At 71.8% G+C, this 12,259-nt stretch carries 17 protein-coding genes; 10 read left to right on the forward strand and 7 right to left on the reverse strand.

All coding sequences use genetic code 11. The features are described from left to right. The 3 genes from JNL41_RS14415 to JNL41_RS14425 form a co-directional block, all read left to right on the forward strand. Nucleotides 1-268: OmpA family protein (locus JNL41_RS14415; protein ID WP_293476060.1), on the forward strand; the 268-nt coding region annotated here is incomplete at its 5' end. Nucleotides 269-636: 368 nt separating this feature from the next. Then, a complete protein-coding gene (locus JNL41_RS14420) occupies nt 637-846 on the forward strand; it encodes a hypothetical protein (protein ID WP_293476062.1) in 210 nt (69 codons plus the stop codon). A 16-nt stretch (nt 847-862) separates the two neighbouring features. Continuing rightward, complete coding sequence (locus JNL41_RS14425; RefSeq protein ID WP_293476064.1) at nt 863-1,135, forward strand: hypothetical protein; 273 nt, start codon at nt 863-865, stop codon at nt 1,133-1,135. Nucleotides 1,136-1,228: 93 nt separating this feature from the next. Here JNL41_RS14425 and JNL41_RS14430 read toward each other — a convergent pair whose 3' ends face one another. After that, a complete protein-coding gene (locus tag JNL41_RS14430) occupies nt 1,229-2,029 on the reverse strand; it encodes a response regulator (protein ID WP_293476066.1) in 801 nt (266 codons plus the stop codon). A 172-nt stretch (nt 2,030-2,201) separates the two neighbouring features. Between JNL41_RS14430 and JNL41_RS14435 the strand changes: the two genes are divergently transcribed. Genes JNL41_RS14435 through JNL41_RS14450 form a run of 4 tightly spaced genes read left to right on the forward strand, consistent with a single transcriptional unit; the run spans nt 2,202 to nt 4,973 of the window. Continuing rightward, on the forward strand, nt 2,202-2,450 hold the full coding sequence (locus JNL41_RS14435) for a NepR family anti-sigma factor (protein ID WP_293476068.1): 249 nt from the start codon (nt 2,202-2,204) through the stop codon (nt 2,448-2,450). Then, entirely contained in the window at nt 2,450-3,058 is a 609-nt protein-coding gene (locus JNL41_RS14440) for a sigma-70 family RNA polymerase sigma factor (RefSeq protein ID WP_293476070.1), read from the forward strand. Before JNL41_RS14435 ends, JNL41_RS14440 begins: the two co-directional genes overlap by 1 nt. A gap of 9 nt (nt 3,059-3,067) precedes the next feature. Next, the gene (locus JNL41_RS14445; RefSeq protein WP_293476072.1) at nt 3,068-4,789 is read left to right on the forward strand and encodes a sensor histidine kinase; all 1,722 of its coding nucleotides are present in this window, start codon (nt 3,068-3,070) and stop codon (nt 4,787-4,789) included. 46 nt (nt 4,790-4,835) lie between these two features. Next, a complete protein-coding gene (locus tag JNL41_RS14450) occupies nt 4,836-4,973 on the forward strand; it encodes an entericidin A/B family lipoprotein (protein ID WP_293476074.1) in 138 nt (45 codons plus the stop codon). A gap of 67 nt (nt 4,974-5,040) precedes the next feature. Here the strand turns inward: JNL41_RS14450 and JNL41_RS14455 are convergent, their stop codons facing one another. From JNL41_RS14455 to chpT, 4 genes are all read right to left on the reverse strand, one after another. Beyond that, entirely contained in the window at nt 5,041-5,862 is an 822-nt protein-coding gene (locus tag JNL41_RS14455; protein WP_293476076.1) for a protein-glutamate O-methyltransferase CheR, read from the reverse strand. Further along, nucleotides 5,859-6,227, reverse strand: coding sequence for a response regulator (locus JNL41_RS14460; RefSeq protein WP_293476078.1), 369 nt, complete (start codon nt 6,225-6,227; stop codon nt 5,859-5,861). The genes JNL41_RS14455 and JNL41_RS14460 overlap by 4 nt, the downstream gene beginning before the upstream one ends. An 86-nt stretch (nt 6,228-6,313) precedes the next feature. Next, nucleotides 6,314-8,380 carry a S9 family peptidase gene (locus JNL41_RS14465; protein WP_293476080.1) on the reverse strand — a complete coding sequence of 689 codons (2,067 nt, stop codon included), beginning with the start codon at nt 8,378-8,380 and terminating at the stop codon, nt 6,314-6,316. A 34-nt stretch (nt 8,381-8,414) separates the two neighbouring features. Further along, the gene (chpT, locus tag JNL41_RS14470) at nt 8,415-9,062 is read right to left on the reverse strand and encodes a histidine phosphotransferase ChpT (protein ID WP_293476082.1); all 648 of its coding nucleotides are present in this window, start codon (nt 9,060-9,062) and stop codon (nt 8,415-8,417) included. A 66-nt stretch (nt 9,063-9,128) separates the two neighbouring features. Here chpT and JNL41_RS14475 point away from each other — a divergent pair, with 66 nt between their 5' ends. Continuing rightward, nucleotides 9,129-9,323, forward strand: a complete 195-nt coding sequence (locus JNL41_RS14475; RefSeq protein WP_293476084.1) for a DUF3553 domain-containing protein — start codon at nt 9,129-9,131, stop codon at nt 9,321-9,323. A gap of 13 nt (nt 9,324-9,336) precedes the next feature. Further along, nucleotides 9,337-10,104 carry a 3'(2'),5'-bisphosphate nucleotidase CysQ gene (gene cysQ / locus JNL41_RS14480; protein ID WP_293476085.1) on the forward strand — a complete coding sequence of 256 codons (768 nt, stop codon included), beginning with the start codon at nt 9,337-9,339 and terminating at the stop codon, nt 10,102-10,104. Here cysQ and JNL41_RS14485 read toward each other — a convergent pair whose 3' ends face one another. Then, the gene (locus tag JNL41_RS14485) at nt 10,105-10,284 is read right to left on the reverse strand and encodes a hypothetical protein (protein ID WP_293476087.1); all 180 of its coding nucleotides are present in this window, start codon (nt 10,282-10,284) and stop codon (nt 10,105-10,107) included. A 166-nt stretch (nt 10,285-10,450) separates the two neighbouring features. Between JNL41_RS14485 and JNL41_RS14490 the strand changes: the two genes are divergently transcribed. Further along, complete coding sequence (locus tag JNL41_RS14490) at nt 10,451-11,623, forward strand: PepSY-associated TM helix domain-containing protein (protein WP_293476089.1); 1,173 nt, start codon at nt 10,451-10,453, stop codon at nt 11,621-11,623. Here the strand turns inward: JNL41_RS14490 and JNL41_RS14495 are convergent. Beyond that, the coding region (locus tag JNL41_RS14495; RefSeq protein WP_293476091.1) for a DUF4198 domain-containing protein at nt 11,620-12,259 on the reverse strand (640 nt) is incomplete at its 5' end. The two genes, JNL41_RS14490 and JNL41_RS14495, sit on opposite strands and share 4 nt — an antisense overlap.

The following is a 12,259-nucleotide window of genomic DNA, read 5'->3' on the forward strand; positions in this document are numbered from 1 at the left end:
CGCCGCGGCGCGGACCGCGCGGCCCTGCCAGGTCGACTCGGTGACCGTGCTGGGACTGGCCGACGCGGCCGGCGATCCGGCCGCGAATCTCGAACTCTCGAAGCGGCGCGCCGACGCCGTGGCGGCCGCGGTCGCGCGCGCAGGCCTGCCGGCCGCGACGTTCGCGGTGGAGGCCGTGGGCCAGGCGGGCTCGGTCACCGCCGACGGCAAGATCGCCCCCGTCCGCCGCCGCGCCGACATCGCCCTGAGGCTCAGCAGGCCGAGATAGCATCCCCGCCGACACCCGGCCCTGGGCGGCGGCGCGGCGCAAGATGAAGGGCCGCTTCAAGGGCCGGCCCCAGGCGGTGCGGCGCAAGAAGAAGGGCCGGTCCAAGGACCGGCCCAGTGTGCATCATCGAGAAAAGGGGTGCGGAGACGGCAGACTGGCATGCTCGCCAGCCTCAAGTCGGGGGGGGCGTCGCCGCCTCCGCAGATTTAAGAACACGTAAACGCAGGACCCGTTCCCGCCGGGTTCACTTTTTTGTCGAATTTTTCGCGCTCCGCGTGCAGCCGCGCCCACCGCCTCCGGAACGGCGGCTTCGACCTCGCGTTTACTCCCTGCCGGACGGGAAGCTTCCGGCCGCCGGAGACGCCGCCATGCGCAGTTCCTTCGCCGTCACCACAGGCCTGAAGCTCGTCCGCACCCCCAGTGTGCGCCAGCAGTCGGCGCGGCGGCGGCTGGCGGTGGCCGGCGCCGTCGCGGCCTTCGCCGCGCTCAGCGGCGCGATCGGCTTCCTGACCGCGCCGCACGGTTCGACGGACCCCGGACCCCGGACCGGGCCGTTCAGCTACTTCCCGTCCGGATGAGCAAGGAGACCGCCTCATGAGCTATCCGCCCGAGACCGAGCACGCTCCGGTGCTGAACGCCACCCGCGCCCGCCAGGGCCGCTGGGGCAGCCACATCTTCTGGGTGCTGGTGTTCGGCACGCTGCTGGCGGCGCTGGGAATGTTCGGCGCCTGGACCTGGAAGTCGACGACCGAGCCCGTGCCCGTGGGCCAGGGCAACGAGCGGGTCGACGGCAGGCTGACCAGCGACACGCCCGCCCCGCCGACGCCCACCCTGCAGAAGCCGCCGGCCGCGCCGCCGCAGCCGTAGCCGGCCCAAGGCGTCGCCGGCCCAGGGATCCCGGAATCGAAAGGGGCGCCGCTCAGGAAGCGGCGCCCTCTTTCTTCTCGGTTCCGAACCCGGTCAGGCGGCCCGCTTGGACGCCTTGCGCGGGTGGAAGAACAGCGCCTGGCCGATCGCCGCCTTCACCGTCTCCGGCTGGAAGGGCTTGGTGATCAGGAAGGTGGGCTCCGGCCGCTCGCCGGTCAGCAGGCGTTCGGGGAAGGCGGTGATGAAGATCACCGGCACGTCGTAGCGCTGCAGGATGTCCTTCACCGCGTCGATGCCGGAGCTGCCGTCCGCCAACTGGATGTCGGCCAGCACGAGGCCGGGCGTCTTGCGGGCGACCGCGTCGACCGCCTCGGTGCGGGTGGCGGCGATGTCGACCACGGTGTGGCCGAGTTCCGTGACCAGGGCCTCGATGTCGGCCGCTATCACCGGCTCGTCCTCGATGATGAGGACGTCGGTGGCCAGTTCGGCGTCGATCTCGGACTGGGCCTCGGCGATGAGCTGCTCGACCTCGGGGAAGTCGGCGCCCAGGATCTGGGCGGCTTCGCTGGGCGTGAAGCCCTCGAGCGCGGTCAGCAGGAACGCCTGGCGCGAGCGCGGCGCGATGCGCATGAGCCGGCGGGTGGCGTCGTCGGCGGCGAAGTCGTCGTCGCTGGGCGCCTCGAGCTGGGCGCCCGTCGAGCACCAGATGGCGTGGAAGACGTGATAGAGCGCCACGCGCGGCGTCATGCTGTCGGACAGCGTCCGCTCGCCGGCCGCGAGGGCCTCGAGCGCGACGCGCACATAGTGGTCGCCGGTGGTCTGATCGCCGGTGAGCGCGCGCGCATACCGACGCACGTAGGGTAGATGCGGCGCCAGTCGAGCTAGAAGACTCAAGGGTTGCCCCTCCCGAATTGCCTGTCTCACAGGGCAGCCGCGGCGGGAACGCCTTCCCGACCGAGACCCCATGTTGATCCGAAAACGTGACCGCTGGGAACCGGTTCCCTTGCGCCGATGTTTTCCGCATCTTGTTCCGCATCCGTCGGGAACCGGTCACAGGACAGGGACGTTGAGCGCTGACAAGGAAGGCCAGAGGGGGCGGTCTCCGCGCGAGCGGGGCGCCGACGACATGATAGAACAACGTCCATCCCCGGAACGCCGGAAGGCGACCGCAGCCCTGGATGAAGCCCGCCTGCGCCAGCAGGCGATCGGCGTGCGCCTGCGTCAGATGTTCGACGAGGTGGTCAACGAGGACGTCCCGGACGAATTCCTCGAGATTCTCCGTCGCGCCGACGAACGCAGCGCGGGGAAGTCCTGATGGAGGCGAGCGTCGAGAAAGTTCGCCCCCCGCGCACGGCCGCCGAAGATGCGGCCTTCAAGAAGGAGCTGGTGCAGTTGATCCCGCACCTGCGGGCCTTCGCGCGAACGCTGTGCGGCGATCCCACCGCGGCCGACGACCTGGCGCAGGACGCCATGATGAAGGCCTGGGACGCCCGCGCCAGCTTCCAGATGGGCACGAACATGAAGGCCTGGACCTTCATGATCCTGCGCAACCAGTTCTATTCGGAGAAGCGCCGCTCGTGGCGCCAGAGCCAGCTCGACCAGGAAGCGGCCGAGCGGACCCTGGTGGCCGTGGACGATCCCGAGGCGCCGGTGGCGCTCGACGAACTGCGCCAGGGCCTGGCGATGCTTCCCGCCGAACAGCGCGAGGCTCTGATCCTCGTGGGGGCGGGCGGTTTCGCCTACGAGGAGGCGGCCGAGATCTGCAACTGCGCGGTCGGCACCGTGAAGAGCCGGGTCAGCCGGGCGCGCCGCGCGCTGCACGCCATCCTCGAGGCCGGCGCCTACGATCGCGACGGCGGTCAGGCCAGTGACGCCATGCGTTCTATCCTGGCCGACGCGGAGCGGCTAAGCAGCGTCCGGTAGGGACGTCGCATGGCCGGGTGGAGTTCGCTCAGCACGATCAGGGTCCGCCTGATCGCCGCGCTCGCGGCCGCGCTTCTGCCTGTCCTGATCCTGGGGGCGCTGCAGTCCGCCATCGGCTTCCAGCGGGAAGGCCGGGCGCTGCGGCAGAACCTCGGGTTCGCGGCGGAGCGGAGCGCGGCGACTGCGCGCGCCAAGATGGAGAGCGCCGACATCCTGCTCCAGACCCTGGCGCCGGGAGCCGTCGGCTTCCAGTGCCAGGAACGCCTGGCGCAGGTGACCTCGCGCATTCCGGGCTACCTCAACCTCATCCGCTTCGATCGCGAAGGCCGCGTGGTCTGCGCGGCGGGCGGCGTGCCCGCCGATCCCGCGCGCGCGGGCCGCGACTGGTTCCGCCAGATCCGGTCAGGTCGCGCCTACGCCGTCACCCGCGATGCGGGCTCGTCCTACGCCGCCGAGCCGGCGGTGCTGACCGCAGCGCGCGCGGCGGCGTCCGACGGGGCGTTCGACGGGGCCTTCGCCGCGGTGATCGCGCTCACCAGCCTGCAGCCCCGCGCGACCGATCCGTCGCTGCCGAAGGGCGCCGAGGTGGGGCTGGTGGACAAGGGCGGCCGCTACATCACTACCACCGATCCCGGCGCGTTCCCGCGCCTGCCGGTCGACTGGCGCGCCAAGGTCGAGGCCACGGGCACGCTCGTCTGGTACGGCGACGACGGCAAGGGACGCCGCCGCGTCTATTCCGCGGCCCCGGTCGTGGGCGACCAGGTCTATGTCGTGCTTTCGGCCCAGTCGCCGGGGATCCTGTCCTGGGCGCGGCTGAACCCGCTGTCGGGCATCGCCTTCCCGCTGCTCTCGTTCCTGCTGGCGCTGCTGTTCGTCTCGGCGGCGGCCGATCGGGTGGTGGTGCGCTGGATCGAGTACCTGCAACGCATCGCCGCGCTCTACGCCCGCGGGCGGCTGTCGGTGCGCCCCGTCCAGGCCGAGCAGATGCCGCCCGAGATCCGCGAACTGGCCGAGACGCTGGAGGACATGGCCGACGCCATCGTGGCCCGCGACGCCTCGCTGCGCGACAGCCTGGCCCAGAAGGACGCGCTGATGCGCGAGATCCATCACCGGGTGAAGAACAACCTGCAGGTCATCTCCAGCCTGCTGAACATGCAGCAGCGGGCGCTCACCGACCCGGCGGCGCGCTCGGCGATGAGCGACACCCGCCAGCGGATCACGGCGCTGGCCCTCATCTATCGCGCCCTCTACCAGGGGCCCGACCTGAAGCGGGTCGACCTGCGCCCGTTCCTGGAGGAGCTGACCGCCCAGCTCGTGAACGGCGAACTGGGCCACGGCCTGACCGTGCGCACCGAACTCAAGGTCGATCCGCTGGTGATCGACCCCGATCGCCTGGCGCCGCTGGCCCTCTTCGCCGTGGAGGCGATCACCAACGCCCAGAAGCACGCGTTCACCGCGCGTGGCGGGGTGCTGAGGCTGGAGTTCACGGTGCGCGGCGACGAGGCCGAGCTGGCGATCTCCGACGACGGACAGGCGACCGACGACGCGCTGGGGTCGTCGGGGGTGGGTCGCACGCTGATGACCGCCTTCGCGCGACAGCTCCGCGGCCGCGCCGAACTGATCCGCAACCGTTCGGGCGGGGTCACCGCGCGGCTGGTCTTCCCGACCCCCGCCGCCGACGGCGCGCCGCCCGCCCAGGGGCGCAGCGCGGGGAACCAGGCAGCTGCGTGAAGCGTTGCCGCGGGGCAAGTTCCAATCCCGCTGGGAGATTCCACGAATGCGCAATCTGATCCTGCTGGCCGTCCTGGCCGCGAGCATGGCGACGGCCGCCTGCAACACCGTCTCCGGCGCGGGCAAGGACGTGAAGTCCGCCGGCGAGGCCGTGACCAGCACGGCCGAAGACGCCAAGCGCTAAGCGCCAACGCGTCGTCGACGAGCAACGAAGGCCCCGCCGGCCCAGGCCGCGGGGCCTTTTCGCGTGGTCAGGCCGCGGTGCGGACCGCGTCCTGCGGGAGCGCGAAGAGGCCGAGGCCGCCGGGCAGCGGCGTGAGTTCGCCGCCCGCCTCCTCCTTGAGGCCCAGCGCGAGGCGGCCGCCCGGCGCGAGCGTCTTCTTGAGCTGGCCGACGACGCGGACCTGGGCCTCGGGCGTCAGTTGGGTCAGCACGTTGCGGCAGAGCACGAGGTCGAACTGGCCGAAGCGGCCCAGGTCGTCCATCAGGTTCACGCGCCGCCAGCGGATCATCTGGCGGATGCGCGGGGACAGCGCGAACGACTCCCCCTCCTTCTCGAAGTGGCGGACCAGGGTGCGCGCCGGCAGCCCGCGCTGCACCTCGAACTGCGAATAGAGACCCGACTGCGCCTTCTCGAGGCTCTTCTCGGAGAGGTCGGAGGCGAACAGTTCGACCTTGCCGGCCAGGACCGGCGTGTCGGCGATCAGCATGGCGAGCGAATAGATCTCCTGGCCCATGCCGCAGGCGGTGCTCCACACGCGCACCGGCGCGCCGGCGCGTTCGCGCACGAGCGTCGGGATCACGTCGTGGACCAGGGCCTCGAACACCGCATGGTCGCGGTAGAACTCGGTCTCGGGGAGCGCGATGGCCTCCACGATCGCCCAGTGCAGCCGGTCGTCGCCGCCGCCGTCGCGCAGGCGGCCGATGAACTCCTCCGGCGAGCTGAAGCCTTCGCGGCGGGCGACCGGCGCCAGCCGGCTCTCGATCAGGTAGCCCTTCTCGGCGTCGACCCTGAGGCCTGCGCGGGCCAGGCACAGGGCGGCCACGAAGACGCGGTCGATGGCGGCGATCATGCGGCCACGCCGAGGTAGGCCAGCTTGCCGGCGACGATCGCGCCGTCGAAGGGCTTCATGATGTACTCGTCGGCGCCGGCGTCCAGGGCGTCGCGGATGCGGCCGATGTCGGTCTCGCCCGAGCAGAACACCACCTTGGGCCGCTCGCCGCCGGGCTCGGCGCGCAGGCGCTTCAGGAATTCCATTCCGTCCATGCCGGGCATGATCCAGTCCAGCAGGATCGCGTCGGGCATCACCGCGCTGCACCAGGCCATGGCTTCCACGCCGTCGGACGCCTCGGCGACCTCGAAGCCGAGGTCTTCGAGAATGCGGCGCGACACCTTGCGGATCACGCGGCTGTCGTCGACGACGAGACAGGTCTTCACGGACGGGGCTCCGAAGCTCGAAGCCCTATCTCGCGCCCAGGTGGTTAACGCCGGGCTGACGCGGACGGTGAGCGCGCGAGTTTCCGCTAACGGCCCGTATCTGCGCCGGCCGGCGCCGGCAGCCAGCGGCGCATCCAGTCTTCGACGTTGCGATACCATTCGACGGAGTTCTGGGGCTTCAGGACCCAGTGGTTCTCGTCCGGGAAGTAGACCATCTTCGACGGTATGCCCCTGCGCTGGGCGGCGGTGAACGTCGCCAGGCCCTGGCCCAGCGGCACGCGGTAGTCCTTGCCGCCGTGAACCACCAGCATCGGGACCCGCCAGTCCCGGACCCGGTTCAGCGGATTGAAGCGCTCGTAGTCCTCGCCCGCGTCCCAGACCAGGCCGCCCGTCTCGTACTCCGCGAAGCCCGGGATGTCGGTGGTGAGCGCCATCGTGCGGGTCTCGACGATCCCGTCGTGGCTCACCAGGCACTTCCAGGGCTGGTTCCAGGCTCCCGCCATCCAGGCGACCATGTAGCCGCCGTAGCTGCCGCCCAGGGCGCAGGCGCGCTCCCCGTCGAGGTAGGGATATCTGGCCAGCGCCGCGGCCCAGCCCTTCTGCAGGTCCTCCAGCGGCCGGTCACCCCAGTGGCCGACGATCGACTGCGCGAAGGCCTCGCCGTAGCCCGAAGAGCCGTGGAAATCGACCATGACCACCGCGAAGCCCATGCCGGCCCAGACCTGCGGGTTCCAGCGGTAGCTCCAGGTGTCGCCGAAGCTGCCGTGCGGACCACCGTGGATCAGGAACGCGACGGGGTACTTGCGCCCGGGCTTCGCGCCGGACGGCGGCAGCACCCAGGCATGCACGGTCTCGCCGTTCCAGCCGGCGAAGCTGAACTGCTCGGGCCTTGCAAGGTCGATGTCGCGCAGGGCGGCGGCGTTCGTGCGGGTGAGCTGGGCTTCGGCGCCCCGCCTGACCTCGTAGAGCTGGGCCGGGCCCATCATGCTGTCGCGCACGACCACCAGCCGGTCGGCCGCCGCCGCGAACGCCGAGACGCTGCCCTCGCGGGTCACCGGCTTCACGCTGCCGGCCGCGACGTCGATGGCGAACAGCTTCGTGCGGCCGGTGTCGCCCATGGTGGCGTAGATCGTCCGGCCGTCGCCCGACCAGCGGATCGCGTCGGCGGAGCGGTCGAAGCCGGGATCGGCCTCGCGGTCGGCGCCGGTCCTGAGGTCGCGCACGAAGACGCCGGTGCGCGTGTCCTCCCGCGATTCACGGCGGGCAAGGTAGGCGAGCTTCGTTCCGTCGGGCGAGAGGACGGGCTTGCCGTAGGAGGCCTCGCCGATCGCGATGCGCCTCGGCGCGGAGGAGCCGTCCAGCGGGGCGGCGAACAGCTTGTAGCGCCCCCCGACGCCCCACGCCCGGCCGGGCTCCAGCGCCGAGAAGATCACCTCGCCGGCGGTCACCGCATAGTCGCTGTCGTCGCCGAACGGCTTGTCGGGCGCCTCGGACTCGAAGTCCTTCAGCAGCCGGACCGGCTCGGTGGCCGCAACACCGTCGGCGTCGAGCTTCAGGGCGAAGAGCTGGGCGCGCTCGCCCGCCTGCCAGTCGTCCCAGATGAACAGCGGCAGCCGCTCGAAGGTGACGGCCGAGACCTGGTTGGCGCGCCGGGCGTCCACGCGGGCCTTGGTGCAGGCCAGGGTCTCGCAGTCTGGGAAGACGTTCAGCGCCACGACGATCGTGCGGCCGTCGGGCGACAGCCGGTAGCTGCCGACGTTCAGCGGCAGGTTGGTCACCTGGGTCGCGAGCGCCCCGTCGGCGTCGGTGCGCCAGACCTGCTGCACGCCCGTCCGCGCCGAGAGGAAGTAGAGCCAGCGCCCGTCCGGAGACCAGCGCGGCTGGGTGGCGATCTTGTCCGAGACACCGAGCTGGCGCGGGCCCAGGCCGGCGCTGCGCCGGTCGATCACCCAGATCGCGCCCAGGCCACGGTTGCCCGCCCAGTCGGTGGAGCGGACGGAATAGGCGAGATAGCGCCCGTCGGGCGAGATCTGCGGGTCGCCGACCCGGTCCAGCATCGCCAGGTCCCTGGCGGTCAACGGCCGCGCTTCGGCGGCGGTCACGGCGGCGAGCGCGGCGGCCAGCCCCGCGACGAACAGACGGAAATGCTTCAACGCGTTCGCCCCCTGAACCCTCAGGGACGGGAGCTTAGGCCGGGAGCGTGGCCGCGAACACCACCCGCTCCTCCTGCACGTCGGCGAAGACGCGGCCGCCCGCGTCGCCCACGAAGAGGTGGGTGTAGTAGGCCTGCACCCAATGGCCGTGCAGGCCCTCGCCGAGCGGCTGGCCCTGCAGGCCGGCCAGGACCTCGGGCCGCAGCCGCGCGCGGGGGCCGGTGGCCTCGACCGCGACGGCCACCGAGGCGCCTTCCTGCACCGCCTGCACCTTCGCCGTTCCGCCGGTGGGCAGGGCCGCGCCGGCCATCTGGGCCAGGTTCAGCAGCGTGCGCGCCGCCGGCTTGTTCACGGCCGCCACGTCCACCGCCCAGGCCAGCTCGGCGCGCATGTGCCCGAACACGCCGGCGGTCAGCTTCTCCAGTTCGCGCACATCGAAGGTCTCGGCCGAGGCCGATGCGCCGAACGCCACGCGGCTGAACGAGAGCAGGTCGGCCAGCTTCTTCGACGACGAGACGATCAGGCCCATCGCCTCCTCGCGCATGTCCTGCGCCGACGGGTCCTCCAGCAGGTCCAGGCCCGACGCGATCGCGCTCGCGGGGCTGATGAAGTCGTGGCACATCCTGGCGGCCAGATAGGCGGCCACTTCGGCGGTGCGGACGTTTGCGGCGGTCTCGGTCATGTCGGCGCAGACCTTTACGCGATTTGGCGGTTGGGGAAACGCTTCGGCCTCTCTAAGGAACCGGGGATGGACAGGTTTTCCGACCCCTTCCTGGAGCCGGGAGTCCTGGTGCGTCATCCCACCCGCCCCGACTGGGGTCTGGGCCAGGTCCAGTCGGTGGCGGGGCGCAAGGTGACCGTGAACTTCGAGCACGCGGGCAAGCAGACGATCGACGCGGGCGTGGTCCCGCTCAGCTTCGTCGGCGACGATCCGCGCAACTGAACCGAGGGCCGAGTTGAGCGACGAGAACGACGTGGGCGAGGTGCTCGCCGGAATCTGCGAGGCGGCGGCGCAACTGATCCTGCCGCTCTGGAAGACCGGGCTGACCGTACACGCCAAGGCCGACGAGAGCCCGGTGACCGAGGCCGACCGGCGCGGCGAGGCGCTGATCCTCGAGCATCTGGGGCGCCGTTTCCCCGGCGTCCCGGTGATCTCCGAGGAGGACGCCAGCGAGTTCGGGACGCCGGAGGCCATCGGCCCGCGCTTCTTCCTGGTCGACCCCGTGGACGGCACCAAGGCGTTCGTGCGCGGCGATCCGAACTTCACCGTGAACATCGCGCTGATCGTCGACGGCCGGCCCGTCGCCGGCGCGGTCAACGCGCCGCCCACCGGCGAGACCTGGTTCACGCAGGGCGGCAGGGCGATGAAGCGGGTGAACGGCGGGGCGGCCCAGCCCGTGCGCGTGCGGCCCTGGCCGAAGGGCAAGGCCGTGGCCCTGATCAGCCACACCATGAAGGACGAGACCAGGCAGAAGCTGATGGACGAGTACGGCTTCGACCTGCCCGAGCCGATGGACTCCTCGATCAAGTTCGTGCGCATCGCCGAGGGCGCGGCCGACATCTACCCGCGCCACGGACCGACCATGGAGTGGGACATCGCCGCCGGTCATGCGGTGCTGGAGCAGGCGGGCGGCTCGGTGCTCACGCCCGAGGGCCGGCCCGTCCTCTACGGCAAGGCGGCCGAAGGGTTCCGGAACGGCTGGTTCGTCGCGAAGGGCGGCTGACTAGATGCGCTTGCCGGCGGCGAGGTCGTCGGCGGGCGCCGCGGCCGACACCGGCGCCTCGTAGACCGGGCCCGCGCCGGGCTCGGCCGCAACCAGCGCGCGGCCCAGCAGCCAGTAGCCCAGGAAGCCGGTCATGAAGGCCGCACAGGCCAGCAGCATGTAGGGTTTCAGCAGGGTCATGACAGACTCTCGAGACCTCGCGGCGGCGTCCACCTCCATCTCAACGGAAGCGCCCCGAGGGGGTTGCAGCGCGGCTGGCCCTTGTTCGCGCAAATCCCGCGCACTAGCAGAGGAGGCGGCCCGGCTTGTCGGCAAGCCTGGGCCGCGCTTGGGGAGTCCTCCGCCCATGACGCTGTTGTCCAGGCTGCGCCGCTTGTGGCTCGACGTACATCTCTGGATCGGTGCGGGCCTGGTCGTCGTGCTCATTCCGCTGAGCGTCACGGGAGCGATCCTCGTCTGGCACGATCCGATCGACCGCGCCCTGCATGCCGAGAGATACGCAACCACCGGGCCGACGGCTTCACGGCCGGTGCAGGCCTACGCGGACGCCGCGCAGGAGGCCTTCGGAACCGAGGCCCAACTGACCCAGGTGCGGCTGCCGCAGCAGGCAGGCGATCCCGTCGTGGCGGTGGGGCGGATCCGGGGCGAACCCGGTCCGGGCGGGCGTCCGCGCACCATGAACGCCTGGATCGACCCGCCGACCGGCAGGGTGCTGGGGACGGGCGAGATCGCCCGGCAGGCGACCCAGGTGATGCACCGCATCCACGGTTCGCTGATGCTGCCGTCGTCCGGCGGGCCGGGCCCGGCGCTGGGGCGTCAGATCGTAGGCTGGCTGGGCTGGGCGATGTTCGTCTCGTGCGTGACGGGGCTGTGGCTCTGGTGGCCGCGGCACGGCGGGTTCCGGAAGGGCCTGCGCTGGCATCGCGGCGCGTCGACGCTCTTCAACCTGCATCACCTGATCGGCTTCTGGGTCTGCGCGCCGCTGGCGGTGCTGAGCCTGACCGGCGTCTACATCTCATTCCCGCAGACCAGCCGCGCGGTCTTCGGTCTGCCGCCGCCCCCGCCGCGCGCGGCGGGGCCGGGGCGTTTCGCGCCGCCGATCTCCGCGCCGAAGCTGACGGTGGGCGAGGCGGTCGCGAAGGCCCAGGCCGAGGCGCCGGGCGCGGCGGTCACCGAAGTCAACGCGCCCACAAGCGGCCGGGAGCCCGTCTGGCGCGTCTCGCTGACGGCGCCCGGCGCCGCGCGGCCGAAGACCGTTCAGGTGGTCGACGCCACCGGCGCCGTGAAGGCCGCACGCGGGCGCGGCCCCGGAGGCGGCGAGGGCGCCGGGCGGGTGAAGGACGAGGTCTCGCCGCTGATGCGCGGGATCCACGACGGCGCCGACATGGGCATCGCCTGGCAGGTCGTCATCTTCGTCGCCGGGATCGCTCCGGCGGTGCTCGGGATCACCGGGGTCGTGATGTGGCTGCGGCGGCGCGCGCGGCGGCGCGCCATCCGGCATGGCCTCGAAGCGGCCTAGCGGGTCACTTCGAAGGTGAGCGTGTAGTTGCTCGACCTGGCCACGGGCTCGGCGGCTGCACCTTCCTCGCGCACCGGATAGCTCGCCTGCAGCACGTAGACGCCGGGGGTCGGCAGCTTGAGGCTGGCGGCGCCGGCCGCGTCGGTGCGCACCGTCTGCGAGAAGTGCTGGTCGACGTAGGCGTCGCCGGCGCGCGCAAGGGTGAAGGCGAATGCCGGCAGCGGCTTGCCGTCGTTCAGCACGCGGATCTTGAACGCCTCGCCCGCGAAGACCTCGTTCGGGTGGCTGATCGCCTCGACCTCGAGCCCCTGGCCCGTGGGCTTCAGCGCGCCCTGCGTCGGCGCGCCCCTGGTCACGTAGGTTTCGGAGCGCGTGTAGCCCACCGAGGTCATCGTCTCGGCGCCCGCCGGGATCGCGCTCTCCTCGACGAAGCGGTTCTGGCCTCCGCCGGGGGGCGGACCGCCGGGCGGTCCGGCACCCGGCGCGGCGCCGCCACGTCCCGGGCCGCCTGCGGGCCGGACCATCTTCCAGGCGCCGTCGATCCTGACCCACCTGGCGCTGCGTCCGGCGCGCTCGCCGGTCGAGATGCGATAGGTGCCGTCGGCCGGCAGGTCGGCCTCGACGACCGCGAATTCC

This window comes from Phenylobacterium sp., from assembly GCF_016793285.1.
Lineage (GTDB): Bacteria > Pseudomonadota > Alphaproteobacteria > Caulobacterales > Caulobacteraceae > Phenylobacterium.

What these genes read in the sequence shown, in the direction of transcription:
- JNL41_RS14420 (WP_293476062.1), top strand. Translation starts at nt 637, where the DNA reads ATGCGCAGTTCCTTCGCCGTCACCACAGGCCTGAAGCTCGTCCGCACC.
- JNL41_RS14425 (WP_293476064.1), top strand. Translation starts at nt 863, where the DNA reads ATGAGCTATCCGCCCGAGACCGAGCACGCTCCGGTGCTGAACGCCACC.
- JNL41_RS14440 (WP_293476070.1), top strand. Translation starts at nt 2,450, where the DNA reads ATGGAGGCGAGCGTCGAGAAAGTTCGCCCCCCGCGCACGGCCGCCGAA.
- JNL41_RS14445 (WP_293476072.1), top strand. Translation starts at nt 3,068, where the DNA reads ATGGCCGGGTGGAGTTCGCTCAGCACGATCAGGGTCCGCCTGATCGCC.
- JNL41_RS14450 (WP_293476074.1), top strand. Translation starts at nt 4,836, where the DNA reads ATGCGCAATCTGATCCTGCTGGCCGTCCTGGCCGCGAGCATGGCGACG.
- JNL41_RS14455 (WP_293476076.1), bottom strand. Translation starts at nt 5,862, where the DNA reads ATGATCGCCGCCATCGACCGCGTCTTCGTGGCCGCCCTGTGCCTGGCC.
- chpT (WP_293476082.1), bottom strand. Translation starts at nt 9,062, where the DNA reads ATGACCGAGACCGCCGCAAACGTCCGCACCGCCGAAGTGGCCGCCTAT.
- JNL41_RS14475 (WP_293476084.1), top strand. Translation starts at nt 9,129, where the DNA reads ATGGACAGGTTTTCCGACCCCTTCCTGGAGCCGGGAGTCCTGGTGCGT.
- JNL41_RS14485 (WP_293476087.1), bottom strand. Translation starts at nt 10,284, where the DNA reads ATGACCCTGCTGAAACCCTACATGCTGCTGGCCTGTGCGGCCTTCATG.
- JNL41_RS14490 (WP_293476089.1), top strand. Translation starts at nt 10,451, where the DNA reads ATGACGCTGTTGTCCAGGCTGCGCCGCTTGTGGCTCGACGTACATCTC.